Source organism: Actinoplanes rectilineatus (genome assembly GCF_000962825.1).
GTDB classification, from domain to species: Bacteria; Actinomycetota; Actinomycetes; order Mycobacteriales; family Micromonosporaceae; genus Actinoplanes; species Actinoplanes rectilineatus.
Genome location: NZ_JZKF01000008.1, coordinates 84,281 through 96,467, shown reverse-complemented (window position 1 = coordinate 96,467; position 12,187 = coordinate 84,281). Strand labels below are relative to the sequence as shown.

At 68.4% G+C, this 12,187-nt stretch carries 13 protein-coding genes and 1 pseudogene; 10 read left to right on the top strand and 4 right to left on the bottom strand.

What is annotated here, in order from left to right; translation table 11 throughout:
- The first annotated feature begins 6 nt into the window (after window positions 1-6).
- Window positions 7-945, top strand: a complete 939-nt coding sequence (locus tag WH85_RS08990; protein WP_052720278.1) for an EamA family transporter — start codon at window positions 7-9, stop codon at window positions 943-945.
- 26 nt (window positions 946-971) lie between these two features.
- Here the strand turns inward: WH85_RS08990 and WH85_RS08985 are convergent, their stop codons facing one another.
- Entirely contained in the window at window positions 972-2,006 is a 1,035-nt protein-coding gene (locus WH85_RS08985) for a medium chain dehydrogenase/reductase family protein (protein ID WP_045741276.1), read from the bottom strand.
- A gap of 95 nt (window positions 2,007-2,101) precedes the next feature.
- Between WH85_RS08985 and WH85_RS08980 the strand changes: the two genes are divergently transcribed.
- The 5 genes and pseudogenes from WH85_RS08980 to WH85_RS08965 all read left to right on the top strand — a co-directional run bounded on the left by WH85_RS08980 (window position 2,102) and on the right by WH85_RS08965 (window position 5,268).
- Window positions 2,102-2,767, top strand: coding sequence for a TetR/AcrR family transcriptional regulator (locus WH85_RS08980; RefSeq protein ID WP_045741275.1), 666 nt, complete (start codon window positions 2,102-2,104; stop codon window positions 2,765-2,767).
- Between the two features lie 105 nt (window positions 2,768-2,872).
- Window positions 2,873-2,974, top strand: a pseudogene (locus WH85_RS54100) (RHS repeat-associated core domain-containing protein); the annotation flags it as partial.
- A gap of 93 nt (window positions 2,975-3,067) precedes the next feature.
- The gene (locus tag WH85_RS50230; RefSeq protein WP_245673868.1) at window positions 3,068-3,796 is read left to right on the top strand and encodes a hypothetical protein; all 729 of its coding nucleotides are present in this window, start codon (window positions 3,068-3,070) and stop codon (window positions 3,794-3,796) included.
- A complete protein-coding gene (locus WH85_RS08970) occupies window positions 3,793-4,275 on the top strand; it encodes an SUKH-3 domain-containing protein (protein ID WP_045741273.1) in 483 nt (160 codons plus the stop codon). The genes WH85_RS50230 and WH85_RS08970 overlap by 4 nt, the downstream gene beginning before the upstream one ends.
- 291 nt (window positions 4,276-4,566) lie before the next feature.
- Window positions 4,567-5,268, top strand: a complete 702-nt coding sequence (locus WH85_RS08965; protein ID WP_157410903.1) for a HEAT repeat domain-containing protein — start codon at window positions 4,567-4,569, stop codon at window positions 5,266-5,268.
- An 88-nt stretch (window positions 5,269-5,356) separates the two neighbouring features.
- On the opposite strand, the gene WH85_RS08960 is transcribed toward WH85_RS08965, so the two are convergent.
- A complete protein-coding gene (locus tag WH85_RS08960) occupies window positions 5,357-5,719 on the bottom strand; it encodes a hypothetical protein (protein ID WP_045741271.1) in 363 nt (120 codons plus the stop codon).
- A 127-nt stretch (window positions 5,720-5,846) separates the two neighbouring features.
- Between WH85_RS08960 and WH85_RS52185 the strand changes: the two genes are divergently transcribed.
- From WH85_RS52185 to WH85_RS08940, 4 genes are all read left to right on the top strand, one after another.
- Window positions 5,847-8,678 (top strand): MFS transporter, encoded by a 2,832-nt coding sequence (locus WH85_RS52185; protein ID WP_281179051.1) that lies wholly within the window; start codon window positions 5,847-5,849, stop codon window positions 8,676-8,678.
- Window positions 8,678-9,412, top strand: coding sequence for an aspartate/glutamate racemase family protein (locus WH85_RS08950; protein WP_045741270.1), 735 nt, complete (start codon window positions 8,678-8,680; stop codon window positions 9,410-9,412). Before WH85_RS52185 ends, WH85_RS08950 begins: the two co-directional genes overlap by 1 nt.
- 62 nt (window positions 9,413-9,474) lie before the next feature.
- Window positions 9,475-9,984: a SigE family RNA polymerase sigma factor gene (locus WH85_RS08945; protein ID WP_045741269.1), complete on the top strand. Its 510-nt coding sequence runs from the start codon at window positions 9,475-9,477 to the stop codon at window positions 9,982-9,984.
- 16 nt (window positions 9,985-10,000) lie between these two features.
- On the top strand, window positions 10,001-10,699 hold the full coding sequence (locus tag WH85_RS08940) for a hypothetical protein (RefSeq protein ID WP_045741268.1): 699 nt from the start codon (window positions 10,001-10,003) through the stop codon (window positions 10,697-10,699).
- A 64-nt stretch (window positions 10,700-10,763) separates the two neighbouring features.
- Here WH85_RS08940 and WH85_RS08935 read toward each other — a convergent pair whose 3' ends face one another.
- Together WH85_RS08935 and WH85_RS08930 are read right to left on the bottom strand one after the other, a co-directional pair.
- Complete coding sequence (locus WH85_RS08935; protein ID WP_045741376.1) at window positions 10,764-11,420, bottom strand: MBL fold metallo-hydrolase; 657 nt, start codon at window positions 11,418-11,420, stop codon at window positions 10,764-10,766.
- Window positions 11,417-12,118, bottom strand: coding sequence for a maleylpyruvate isomerase family mycothiol-dependent enzyme (locus WH85_RS08930; protein WP_045741267.1), 702 nt, complete (start codon window positions 12,116-12,118; stop codon window positions 11,417-11,419). Before WH85_RS08930 ends, WH85_RS08935 begins: the two co-directional genes overlap by 4 nt.
- Window positions 12,119-12,187: the final 69 nt, after the last annotated feature.

Genomic DNA, 12,187 nt, shown 5'->3' with positions numbered 1-12,187 from the left:
ATGTTCGTGAAGGTCTCCACTTCCCCCATCGGGCTCGCCGCCGCGCTCGTCTCGGCCGCGACCTTCGCCACCTCCGGGGCGTTCATCAAACCCCTGCTGGAGGCCGGCTGGTCGCCGGCCGCCGCGGTCACCGCCCGGGCACTCGTCGCCGGGCTCCTCCTGCTGCCGATCGTGCTGTTCGCGCTGCGCGGACGCTGGGACGCACTACGGCGGGCCCGCGGCCGGATCCTCGGCATGGGCCTGATCGCCGTGGCGTTCACCCAGCTCGCCTACTTCGCGGCGATCCAGCGCATCCCGATCTCCACCGCCCTGCTGGTGGAATATCTGGCACCCCTGCTGCTGGTCCTCTGGGCCTGGGTGACCACCCGGCGCCTGCCCCGCCCAGCCGTGCTGGCCGGTTCGGTGCTGGCCATCGGCGGTCTGGTCCTGGTGATCGGCCCCGGCGCGCTGCAGGCCGTCGACCCGCTCGGCCTGCTGCTGGCGTTCGCCGCGGCGATCGGCTGCGCGGTCTACTTCGTGGTCGGCGCGCGCCCGGCCGACGGTCTGCCGCCGGTCGCCCTGGCCGGGGCCGGTCTGCTGCTCGGCGCGCTCGGGCTGGGCCTGGCCGGGCTGATCGGGCTGGTCCCGTTCACGGTCACCACCGGTGACGTGCACCTTCTCGACACGACCGCACCCTGGTGGGTGTCGCTGGCCGTGGTCGCGGTCTTCGGGACCGCCATCGCGTACGCCACCGGGATCTTCGGGTCCGGGCGGCTCGGGTCCCGGCTGGCGTCCTTCGTCGGCCTGCTCGAGGTGGTGTTCGCCTCGATCTTCGCCTGGCTGGTGCTGGGGGAGAGTCTCACGCCGCTGCAGATGGCCGGTGGGCTGCTCATCCTCGCCGGGATCGCGGCGATCCCGGCCGAACCGGTCGCGGTGCCGGCCGCGACTCCCGCTCACGCTCATTAGGGGGTACGCGGTGAGCCCGCGTCCTCTCATGCGTCCGGGATGATGACGACCTTGCCGGCGACGGTGCGGGACTCGGCGAGCGTCAGGGCGTCGGCCGTCGCCGAGAGCGGCATGGTGGCCGCCACCTGCGGGGTGATCACGCCCTCGCCGAGCAGCCGCAGCACCGCGGTCAGGTCCTCGCGCTGCTTCGCCCGGAACGCGGCGATGGTGAACCGGCGGCCGGCCCACAGGTTGTAGAAGTGGGCGCCCTTGCCGTTCGGCAGGTAGTTCCAGAGGGCGAGCCGGCTGAACAGCCGGATCGTCGGCCAGAAGTTGCCGCCCTCGTCCTCCTTGGTGGACGCGTTCCCGTACGCCACCAGCGTCCCGCCGGCCCGCAGAAGCCGCCACGACTCGTTCAGCCCCGGCCCGGCCACGTGGTCGAACACCGCGTCCACACCCTCCGGCGCCAGCGCGCGGATCGTGGCGTACAACTCGGGGTCGCGGTAGTCCACCGGAGTCGCGCCCAGCGCCCGGACCGTGTCGTGGTGCCGCGCCGAGGCTGTGCCGATGACGGTGATCCCGGCGTGCCGGGCCAGCTGCACCAGCGTCGAGCCGACCCCGCCGTTGGCGCCGAGCACCACGATCGTCCCGCCCCGGCGCACCTCGGCCGTGCGGTGCAGCATCTGCCAGGCGGTCACCCCGTTGACGACGAGCGTCTCCACCGCGACCGGGTCCAGCCCGTCCGGCACCGGGATCAGGTCGGCCGCGTCGACCAGCAGGTGGCTCGCCCAGCCGCCGACCTTGGTGATCGCGGCGTATCGCCGGCCGGTCATGCCCGGGTCCACCCCGTCGCCGGTCGCGGTGACCGTGCCGACCATGTCGTAGCCCGGCACGAACGGGTAGGCGGGCTGGTCGTAGTAGCGGCCGCGGCGCATCTGCTGCTCGGCGAAGGAGACCCCGGTCGCCTCCATCCGGACCAGTGCCTGCCCGGCGGCGGGCGTGGGGGCGGGGCGCACGCTGAGCTGGAGACCGCTCGGCTCGACCTTGCCCGGCAGGACGATCTCGGTGATCTGACTGGTCATGACGTGCTCCCTCGTTCGGCTTCGGCTTAAGCTAACAGTCGTTAACTAACACTCGCAACCTTACGGGTGGAAGTTTTCAGTTGTAAGGTTATGGCATGGAGACGACGAAGACCGCCCGGACCCGCAACCGCCGAGGTGAGGGCGGCCGCCTGCGCGACGAGATCGTGGCCGCCGCGGTGGCCCTGCTCGACGAGTCCGACGACGAACGCGCGGTCACGCTGCGCTCGGTCGCGCGCAGGGCGGGCATCGCCGCACCCTCGATCTACGCCCACTTCCCGGACCAGCCGGCCATCATGCTGGCCGTCGTCCGCAGTGGGTTCGCCGAGCTGGAGCAGACCCTGCGCGCTGCCGCCGACAGCACCGCCGACCCGGTGCCGCGGTTGCTCGCCGTCTGCCGGGCCTATCTGGACTTCGCCCGGGAGCGCCCGCAGCGCTACCGCACCATCTTCGGCGGCCTTTGGAAACCCGCTGCTGATGCCTCGGTCACCGACGACGACCTGCGCGGACTGGGTGACGGCGCCCTGGGGCTACTGGCCGCCGCCCTGGCCGATTGCGTCGCCGTCGGTGCGTCCACCTGCGACGATCCGGGATCCGACGCGGTCGCCCTCTGGCTCGGGTTGCACGGCCTGGCTCATCAGCGGGCCGTGACTCGCGCCTTCCCCGGCCCGCCCGGCATCGACGACCGAATGATCGCCGCCCTGGCCCGTCTCGCGACTGTGATCCATGTCGCTCCGCGCAACGCAGGGTCCAGTTCGGACTAGCGCCTGAGCTGGCTGTATGTCACAGCGAACTTTGCGCAACCCCCCACCCCTCGTGTAGTGGCTGATGCGTTCCGTGATCTTCCGGATTGACTCTATGACCCCAGAACAGGTGCGTTCCTCTCGGTCGACCCGGAGATCGACGAGTACGACCCGCAACGTCTGCATCCATACGCCTACGCGAACAACAATCCGACCACCTTCTCTGACCCCGATGGCCTCTTCTGGGGTTCGATCAAGAACGGTCTGCAGAAGGCCGCCACGGGTGCTGCCAGCAATGCGATGTCGGCGGCAAAGTGGGTCGTGAACAACGCCGACACCATCTCCACGGTGGCCAGCACTGTTGCCATGGTGTCATCGGTGCTGCCGCCGCCCGCTCAGGTTGTCGCCGCGGCAGCTGGTGCAGTGGCGGCGGTCGCCGGAGCGATCGATACCGCGAACAGTTGTGTGACCGGCGGTGGTGGGGCTTGCGCCGCCGGGATCATGGGCATGGTTCCCGGTGTCCGTCAGGCCAAGAATGCGGTTCGGGGCGCAGGCGGCTTGGCGAAGGCAGCCAAAGAGGCCATCAAGGACCTGAAGAAGCCTGGCCCGAAGGATCTCCTTGACGGACAGAGCTACGACGATCACATGGCGGTCCTCGGCAGCAGGACGAAGAAGAAGGCCGCAGCGGCAGGTACGGGGAAGATCAGCGTTGCTGCTGTCTACGAGACGCGTGCTGGCGGGCGGTATCCCGGCTATGCCGGCGAGATCCACCGAACCAAGATGAAGGTTCCGCTGCCATTGCGTATCTATATGCGTCTTGTTCCTCGGAAGAGGACGAAGGATGTCCACTCCGGCTGCGCAGAGACCGCCTGCCTGGTGAAGGCCTATCGGCATGAGGGCATCCGAGGCCTTTTCGGGGGTAAGATGCGGGCAATGCGCATCCGGCCGAAGAACTCAACCGAAGGGCCCAGCTTCGCGATTCCGCTCTGTGCCTTGATGTGTCAGCCGCGACTACGCTGGCTCAAGATCAAGTGGGATCAGGTCAAATGAGCGACTCGAGCACACATTATGAGCTGAGCGATCAGCTGACCGAGGCTCTGACCGCTGCTGGCTGGAGTCCTGAGCGTCAAGTGGATACGAGTTCCTGGGCTCGTGCGGTCGAGGCCGAGGGCATCCCCGTTTCCCCGGTCGCTCATGACTTCTGGCAGAGCTTCGGTGGCCTGAAGGTGCTGGGGCGAGGGCGATACAAGCCCCCCCTCGAACTCGACCCGACGGAGGCTCTTCACCTTTGGGATCCGCCGGAGCGATGGGAGTCCGAGTACCAGCAGTCGTTCTGTCCTATGGGCGTGTGGGACTCGCAGAACGGATTGTGGGTCGGCGATCGTGGACATGTCATGATCGTCTTCACGGAATTCCACGAGAGGGAGGTCGCGACCTCCCCGATGCAGGCGCTGGAGAGTCTGCTGGTCGGTGAACCGGGTCCGTGGAAGCGTTGGCTCGGCTCCGTTTCCAGACGATGGAACGGTTGATGCTCGACTGGGCTTCGATGGTTTCTCCAAGATCCTGATTTCGTTCTGCTGTTGACTGGTCTCACATGCTTCCGGTGGGATTCTCGTCGACCATGCGAATGGCTCGGCCCTACCGTCCGCGAAATCATGGTGGATAGTAGGTCCGAGTCGTTGAAGACGAAACCGGCGGCCCCGTAGGCTGGGGCTTCTGGTTCAAGCTTCCCTCGGAGCACGCGCAGCGCGGCTGCGTAGATGCTTTCCTGCAGGCTGGGAGGGGCCGGATGTCGATGTGTTGACTAAGAAGGCGATATCGTGGATCAGCGTCCCGTATGGAGTGTGTCCTGCGAGATACTGCAGCAAGGCGCCGACCGTGACGTGGCGAGGCGGGCGGCCGCCGACCTGGCGCGGGTGGCCGTCGACGATGCGGTCGCCGTCTCGCCGGGTGCGGACGAGGTCGTGCGGGCGGTCCGCCGTGTGATCGAGGACGGGTGCCGGTGGCGGGCTGATGCCTACGGCATGTTGATGTACGTCCTGAACCACGCGTACGAATGGCGTTCGCTTCGGTTGATGCGGGATCGGTATCGGGGTGAGTTCGACGCGAGTATCGCGGAGGAGGAAGCGGTGTTCGAGGCCCTCGCCGGACTTGACGCCGTCGTCCGTGAGGAACTCGTCGACGATGATCCGGAGGTGCGGGCAATGGCATGTCTGCTTCTCGGTTCCATCTCCGGCCAGCCGGAACTCGACGCGGAGCTGGTGCGCATGCTGTTCGATGCGGAGACCGACGATCTGCTGCGCGGTTGTGCCGCCGAGTCGCTGGTCCGGCTCGGTGCCGACGGTGCCGAGTTCCTCGGAGACCCGGCGGCGGCGGTGCGCCAGCGGCTCGCCTGGTTCTACACCCGCTGGCCGCAGGGTCCACGGGTGAAATTCCTGGACGACGCTCTCCACGAGCGGATCAGCATTCTTCTGAGGGAGCACGCGCCACTCGACTGGAAGATACTGGCCGAGGAAGTCTGAGCGAGGTGTTGGGCGAGCAGGATTATGAGCAGTAACACGGGAGATGCGCCGGCCCGGATCGTCTGTGGACGGTCCGGGCCGGGGCGTTTCACGGTGTACTCGACCCGCGGGCGGGCAGCGGGTGGCTGTCGACGGTACCCGTACCTATGGCGGTGACGGTGACCTGCGTGAAGACCCGCTCGCGGACGCGGGAGAACGTCAGCCGTACCTTGTCGGACTTGTAGTTGCCGTCGCCGCACGACGGCAGGCAGGTGTTGATCCGGCGGACGCCGGTGGCGGCGCCGGTGCTCGGGGTGAGCTTGGTCCAGGTGAGGTCCGCGTAGAAGAGGTCCTTGTGCGGCCGGATCTCCCGCGGTTTGACCTGGACGACCGATGTGCTGGCGTAGTCGACGACCACGCCCGGTCCGGTGGCGGCCGACGCGGGTGCGGCGATCCCGGTGGTGGCCGTCATGATCGCGCAGGTGGCGGCGCCGGCGAGTAGTGCTTCCTCGGTCGTGGCGCCAGGGCAAGGGCGAAGACCACCCCGATACCAGGGGTGGGTTCTGCCTGCCCCGCTGTCCGACGCTAGGAGTTTTTGAGTGAGTGCCTTCGGGACTCGTGAATCACCCACCACCCATGACCCGCAGTTCGCCCAACGGTGGCTTGTTCTGGCTGCTGTCGGCATCGCGCAGTTGATGGTGGTTCTGGACTCCACCATCATCAACATCGCACTGCCGTCGGCGCAGATCGACCTGGCCTTCAGCGACGGCAACCGCCAGTGGATCATCACGGCGTATGCGCTGGCCTTCGGTTCGCTGCTGTTGGCCGGCGGCCGGCTGGGGGACCTGTTCGGGCGCAAGCGGATGTTCGTCGCCGGCCTTCTCGGATTCGCCGTCGCGTCCGCGCTGGGCGGCGCCGCCGGCAGTTTCACCCTGCTCGTGATCTTCCGGGTCGGGCAGGGCGTCTTCGGCGCGATGCTCGCCCCCGCCGCGTTGGCGCTGCTCTCGACCACCTTCACCGACCCGCGGGAACGCGGTAAGGCGTTCGGCGTCTTCGGTGCCGTCGCCGGTGTCGGGCTGTTGCTCGGCGGGGTGCTGACCGAGTGGCTGTCCTGGCGCTGGTGCATGTATGTCAACCTGCTGTTCGCGCTGCCCGCCGCGGTCCTCGCGATCGTCGCCGTCCAGTCCCGGAGCGAGAAGCGGCACAAGGCCACGATCGACATTCCGGGTGTGGTGACCGCGACGCTCGGGCTGTTCCTGGTCGTCTTCGCGTTCTCGTCGGCGGAGACCCGTGGCTGGGACTCGCCGGTGACCATCGCGGCGCTGATCGGCGGCCCGGTGTTGCTGCTCGCGTTCGTCCTCATCGAGAAGCGGGTGGCGGCGCCGCTGCTTCCCCTGCATGTCGTCCGGCACGCCACCCGGGGCGGGTCGTACTTCGCGGTCGCGGCGCTGGGCATCGCCATGTTCGGTGCGACGTTGTTCCTCACCTACTACTTCCAGCAGAATCTGCACTACTCGCCGCTGCGTGCCGGGCTCGCGTTCCTGCCGCTCAACCTCACCATTCTTGTCGTCTCGGCGGTCACCGGCCGCAGTCTGCGGCCGAGGTTCGGCCCCCGCAACCTCATCGTCCTCGGCCTCGTCCTCGGCGCTGCCGGCATGGCGTCGCTCGCCCTGATCGATGTCGGCTCCGGCTACCTCAGTGTTCTGCCCGGGTTGTTCCTGATCGGGGTCTGTGCCGGACTTCTGTACTCGACGACGTTCGCCACGGGCACGCTCGGGGTGTCCTGGAACGACATGGGTGTCGCCTCCGTCATGATCAACACCGCGTACCGGCGGGAGTCGCCGCGCACTGACGCCCCGGACGTCGACGTCGTCGTGGGGTGTGCGAACGGAAGATATACAGTTCCGCTCATCTGGGTGAAACAGCGGATTCATAGCGTGACGGCCATGGCCGACACCATCCCGGGCACACCCCACGAGGACCTGGTCGAAGCCGCCGGCATGCCGGTCGGCAGCGGCGTCATCAAACCCGAGTACGACCCCCGTCTGACCAACGAGGACCTGGCGCCGCTGAGGAAGCAGCACTGGGGCTCGTACAACATCTTTGCGTTCTGGATGTCCGATGTGCACAGCGTCGGCGGTTACGTGACGGCGGGCAGTCTGTTCGCGCTGGGGCTGTCCAGCTGGCAGGTGCTGGTCTCGCTGGTCGTGGGCATCACGATCGTCTACTTCTTCTGCAATCTGGTGGCGAAGCCGAGCCAGGTGACCGGCGTGCCCTATCCGGTGATCAACCGGGTGGCGTTCGGGGTGCTGGGCGCCAATCTTCCGGCGATCATCCGCGGGTTGATCGCGGTGGCCTGGTACGGCATTCAGACGTACCTCGCGTCTGCGGCCCTCGATGTCGTGCTTTTGAAACTGTGGCCGTCACTGATGCCGTACGCGGATGTGGACCAGTACGGTTTCCTGGGTCTTCCGTTGCTGGGCTGGTGCACCTACGCCCTGCTGTGGGTGTTGCAGGCGGCGGTGTTCTGGACCGGAATGGAGTCGATCCGCAAGTTCATCGACTTCTGCGGACCGGCCGTCTACGTGGTGATGTTCGTGCTCACCGGCTACCTGATCTCGCAGGCCGGCTGGGGTGCGATCGACCTGAACCTCGGTGAGGTGACGGTGACCGGCACGGATGCGATCCCGGTCATGCTCGGTGCGATCGCCCTGGTCGTCTCCTATTTCTCCGGCCCGATGCTGAACTTCGGTGACTTTTCGCGATATGGAAAGTCATTTCAAGCCGTGAAACGAGGCAACCTCCTCGGGCTGCCGGTCAACTTCCTGATGTTCAGCATCCTGACCGTCGTCACCGCGAGCCTGACCGTCCCGGTCTTCGGCGAGCTGATCACCGACCCGGTCGCGACCGTCGCCCGGATCGACTCCACCTTCGCGATCGTCCTCGGCGCGCTGACCTTCACCATCGCCACGATCGGCATCAACATCGTCGCGAACTTCATCTCCCCGGCGTTCGACTTCTCCAACGTCAGCCCGCAGAAGATCTCCTGGCGGGCCGGCGGCATGATCGCCGCGGTCGGCTCAGTGCTGATCACCCCGTGGAACCTCTACAACAACCCCGAGGTGATCCACTACACCCTCGAGACCCTCGGCGCGTTCATCGGACCGCTGTTCGGCGTCCTGATCGCCGACTACTACCTGATCCGCAGGCAGCAGGTCGACGTCGACGCCATGTTCACGATGGCGCCCACCGGAAAGTACTGGTACCGCAACGGCGTGAATCCGCCTGCCGTCATCGCCACCGCGGTCGGTGCCGCCGTCGCGGTGATCCCGGTGCTCGGGTCCATGAAGGACGTCGCCCAGTACAGCTGGTTCATCGGCTGTGCCCTCGGTTTCCTGATCCACATGGCGCTGGGGCGGAAGACCGTCTGATGCGCATCCGGGTCATCAATCCCAACACCACGGCGTCGATGACCACGCTGATCGAGGCGAGCGCCCGGGCCGTCGCCGGCCCGGGCGTCGTCGTCGAGGCGGTCACCCCGGCGATGGGCCCGGCCTCCATCGAGAGCCACTACGACGAGGCCCTGGCGGTGCCGGGCCTGCTGGCCGAGATCGCCGCGGGGGAGCGGTCCGGCTGCGACGGCTACGTCATCGCCTGCTTCGGCGACCCCGGTCTGGACGCGGCCCGGGAGATCGCCGCCGGCCCGGTGGTGGGCATCGCCGAGGCCGCGATGCATGCGGCCTTGTTGGTCGGTCGCGGTTTCAGCGTGGTCACCTCCCTTTCTCGTACGGGGGGAAGAGCACGCGACCTGGCCACCCGCTATGCGCCGGCCGGAGCCTGCAGAGGGGTGCACGCCTGCGACATCCCGGTTCTGGAGCTGGAGCACGACCCCACGGTGCTGCCCCGGGTGGTGCGGCTCGCCCGGCACGCCCTCGAACGGGACGGCTCCGACGTGATCGTGCTCGGCTGTGCCGGGATGGCCGATCTGTGCCATCAGATCTCCGCCGAGGTGGGCGTTCCCGTGATCGACGGTGTGTCGGCCGCCACCGTTCTGGTCCAGTCCCTGGTCACGCTCGGTCTGTACACCTCGCGGCACGACGAATACGCTTCCCCGCCGGTCAAGGGATACACCGGTCTGCTCACCGATTTCGCGCGTCTCCCGTAATCGGTGCAACCCCTGTGACGCCCGGGTCGTCAGGGGTGTGTGAGAGCGAGGGAGGGGCTTCGGTGAAGGCCGAACGTGATGAGCAATTCCATCAGTTCGTCGTGTCACGGCGGGCACATCTGCTGCGTACGGCGACTCTGCTGACGGCGGGTGACGCCCACCTGGCGGAGGACCTGGTGCAGTCGACGCTGACCAAGCTGTACGTGGCCTGGCCGTCCTACCGGGGGGCCGACAACCCCGACGGTTACGTACGGCGGGTGATGGTCAACGCGTTGACGGACGAGCGGCGGCGCTGGTGGCGGCGCCGGGAACGGTCGATGGCCGAGATCCCGGACCGCCCCGCAGTCGAACGGTCGGCGGACGAGGCATCCGAGGGGCTGCGCGCGGCTCTGAAGGACCTGCCGCCACGGATGCGGGCGGCTGTCGTCTTCCGTTACTTCTACGACCTCGACGTCGCCGACACCGCCGACGCCCTCGGGTGCTCCGAGGGAACGGTGAAGAGCCAGACCGCGCGGGCTCTGGAGAAGTTGCGCGCGGCACTCGGCCGTCAAACGTCACCAGTACTGAACTGATTCCGGGAGAGAGACCATGAAGAGTCTGCACGACGAGCTGGCGGGCATCGCCGGTCCGGAGATCCTGCCCACGCCGGACCAGGTCCACGCCGACCTGAGCCGGGGCCGTGGCGCCCTGCGCCGCCGCCGGCTGGCGCAGTCCGCCGCCGGTTCGGCCCTCGCGGTCGCCGTCGCCGCGGCGACGTTCGCCTTCACCACCACCGGCGGGCCGTCCGGCAACGGCGGCACGCTGGCCAACCCGCCGGCCACCTCGGCCGGGGTGTCCCTGTCGAGCTCGTTCGAGCTGGTCGCCTACAAGGGTGAGCAGTCGGCCGGGTTCTCGATCGACAAGGTGCCGGCCGGATTCGAGGTCCAGGGGGTCGACGAGACGACGCTGACCCTGTCGCCGCTCGGCGCCAAGCCGCGCAACAGCGCCGACCCGCTGGGCGACACCCCGGACACCGACCCGCACAGCTTCGTCGGCAAGGTCATGGTCGGGCTGCAGTCGGTCGACGAGAAGGGCACCCCGGAGGGCGGCGAGGCCGTCACGGTGAACGGTGTCGCCGGCAAGATCGTGAACAAGGGCGGCGAGGCCCGTACGTTGTACCTGCCGCAGCCGAACGGCGTGAACCTGCAGGTCCAGATGTGGGACAACATCGACTGGTCGACCGCGCAGGTCATCGAGTTCGCCGAGGGCATCCACGTGAACGAGAACGCGAAGCAGTCGCGCGGCTGACCGATCGCGGTCAGAACGGAAACAACCGGGTCCCGGGCACGCCAATTGCCCGGGACCCGGCGGCTCACCAGCCCCGTTCCCGCCACTCGCCCAGGTGCGGCCGCTCCGCCCCGAGCGTCGAGTCCTTGCCGTGCCCCGGGTAGAACCAGGTGTCGTCCGGGAACCGCCCGAACACCTTGGTCTCCACGTCGCCGATCAGCGATGCGAAGTTCTCCTTGTTCCCCCGCGTGTTACCGACGCCACCGGGGAAGAGGCTGTCGCCGGTGAAGAGATGTGCCCGGCCGCCGTCCGGTTCGCGGTACGCCAGGATGATCGAGCCCGGGGTGTGCCCGACCACGTGGATCACCTCCAGCGCGTGCGGCCCGATCTCGACCACGTCGCCGTCGCGCAGCGTGCCGCTCACCTCCGGGATGGCGGAGGCGTCGTCGGCGTGTGCCAGCGAGGTCGCCCCGGTCATCAGGACCACCTCCTCCAGCGCGGTCCAGTGGTCGCGGTGCTGGTGGGTGGTCACCACCGTGCGCAGGCCGTCCGGCCCGATCAGCTCCAGCAGCGTGCCGGCGTCGTTGGCCGCGTCGATCAGCAGCTGCTCGGTGCCGTGCCGCAGCAGGTAGGCGTTGTTGTCCATCGGGCCGACCGACACCTTGGTCAGGGTCAGCCCGCCGCCGAGGTCGCGGACCGCGGGCTCGCCCCCGGTCACGACGTCACCGGTGTAAATGCTCATCTCCACCTCGCGGGTTGCGGCAGGTCGCCGTCGGGGGTGACGGTCAGGTCGGCGCCGTCGGCGCGCCCGGTCAGCCAGGCCGCGATCGATTTCGCCGTACCGGTGATCACCGGGCCGTCCGCCGAGCCGATCACCGTCGCGTGCTCCACCCCGGCGGGCCGCAGCACCATGGCGGGCGTGCCCTCCGGCGGGTCACCGGCGATCTCGTAGAGCAGCCGCAGCGCGAACGCGTCCGGCCAGTCCACCGGGGTGTAGTCGCGTCCCAGGTCGACGTGGTGCACCTCGACCTCGCGCAGCCGCACCCAGGGCACCACCGCGGCCGACCGCTTCAACGGCGGCAGGTGGAACGTCCACGCCTCGGCCGGCATCGCGGCGGCCGCGTCGGCGAACCGCTCGTGCGCGGCCCGCAGATCCGCCACCTGCTCGGCGACCGGACGTCCGGCGCCCTCCTCGATCGCCGCCGCGCGGGCCTCGACCGAGGGGTAGAGCGGCGTCTCGACGCCGGTGCGGGCCCAGGTCAGCGCGTTGGTCAGTGCGTCGGCGTTGCGCGCCAGGTGGGTCAGCACGTGGCCGGCGGTCCAGCCGGGCAGCAGCGACGGCTCGCCGACGGCGTCGTCACCGAGGCCCTCCACGGCGCTCAGGAGCGTCGCCGTGGCGGCCTCCACATCGGTCATCAACACCAGCGGGTCGATCGTCACGAGACGACCCTAGCCGGTTCCGCAACCACGTCGTGGCCCGGCGAAGGCACCCGCGGCGGAATTCGCTTT